The sequence below is a fragment of the Vibrio sp. 1159 genome (genome assembly GCF_033340395.1).
Taxonomy (GTDB): domain Bacteria; phylum Pseudomonadota; class Gammaproteobacteria; order Enterobacterales; family Vibrionaceae; genus Vibrio; species Vibrio alginolyticus.
Window position 1 is genome coordinate 1 of the sequence record NZ_JAWOWL010000127.1, and the last position, 1,291, is coordinate 1,291.

General features: G+C 45.3%; 3 protein-coding genes. 1 reads left to right on the plus strand and 2 read right to left on the minus strand.

Annotation, left to right across the window (positions count from 1 at the left end):
• A partial coding sequence (locus R7127_RS26380; protein WP_318148702.1) for an MATE family efflux transporter occupies positions 1-481 on the plus strand: 481 nt, incomplete at its 5' end.
• Here the strand turns inward: R7127_RS26380 and R7127_RS26385 are convergent.
• Together R7127_RS26385 and R7127_RS26390 are read right to left on the minus strand one after the other, a co-directional pair.
• Entirely contained in the window at positions 468-863 is a 396-nt protein-coding gene (locus tag R7127_RS26385; protein ID WP_276459709.1) for a nitrous oxide-stimulated promoter family protein, read from the minus strand. The two genes, R7127_RS26380 and R7127_RS26385, sit on opposite strands and share 14 nt — an antisense overlap.
• A gap of 14 nt (positions 864-877) precedes the next feature.
• Positions 878-1,291 (minus strand): GNAT family N-acetyltransferase (locus R7127_RS26390; RefSeq protein WP_318148703.1); only part of this gene is annotated, 414 nt, incomplete at its 5' end.

The window sequence follows — 1,291 nt, forward strand, 5'->3', positions numbered from 1 at the left end:
ATGCTCTGTGATAATTGGTCAATCCTTGGGGCGTGATGCCTTTGAGCAAGCTGAATACATGGCAAAATTCTTTATCAAAGCAGTCTTTGTGTTTGGTATTTCTATCGGCGCACTGTTGCTTCTCAATCGTGAGTTGATCATTGCAGCATTGAATTTGGACAACCCTGAGCTTTATCCACTCGCCGCCCCTGCGGTGATGATTTTGTGCTGCGCGATTTGGTTGCGTATGTTGAACATGATCATCATTAACGGGATTATTCGAGCTGGTGGCGACAACGTATTCTGCTTACGCATGGACTTTATCGCCATGTGGATGACAGGCTTACCACTTTGTGCAATCGCTGCGTTTGTTCTTGGTTGGGAGTTTAAGTACGTGTATGCACTGATGATTGCAGAGGAAGTCGTTAAGTTGGCGTTGTGTTATCGTCGATATACGCAAAAGTATTGGATAAAGAATCTAACCGTCGTTACGACTTCTTAGTATCGCGTTCTTCATTGATTCTTTTGTGGCGGTTCGATGCATTGGCAGCTGTTTTTTCAGGAACCTCGCGTTTCTCGTGCAGCAGGTGCCGAACTGCCAGAATCGGATGTTTTAGTAACATTCTCGGGCCTGAATAGCGCATCACTAAACGCATCTGTTCTTTAGGTTCGGGTTTATAGCAGTGGATCGGGCACTTGTTACACGTCGGTTTTTCTTCTCCGTATGGGCATCGGTCCAATCGCACTTCCGCGTACTCAAGCAGTTCACGGCATTCGCTGCACAGCGCATCTTTGGTTCCATGATGATCATGGCAATACACCTCCACCATCGCTTTGACGGTTTTAAATTCGGTGGCGAGTTTGCCAAGTAAAATATCGCTCATGTTATTGCCCAAAATCACAGCTGGAGAGTGTAGAGTTCTAAAGTTCGGCCATTATCATATTGCTGCTCAACACGTTCAAATTCGAAACCGAGTTTTTTCAGCAAACTTATACTACGAATATTATCATTATTCGTAATCGCGACCAGTTGACTAAGTTGCATCGCTTGTTTCGCGTACTCGATCCCTGCCTTTGCTGCTTCTATAGCAAAACCTTGGCCGTAAGCTGAAGGAAGAAAACCATAGCCGATGTCGTAAGCGTTCAAGGTATCACGCTTCACTAACCCACAAATGCCTAGCGGCTGTTTTGTCTGCTTATCTTCAACCACCAGCAAGCTCACACCTTTCTTTTCTTCCATACACAGCATGTTCTCTTTGATGTAACGAACCGCTTCGTAATTGGTTCGCATTTGCTTATCCCCAACAAAGCG

Coding starts and splice junctions, on each gene's coding strand:
- R7127_RS26385 (WP_276459709.1), bottom strand. CDS start 863: ATGAGCGATATTTTACTTGGCAAACTCGCCACCGAATTTAAAACCGTC.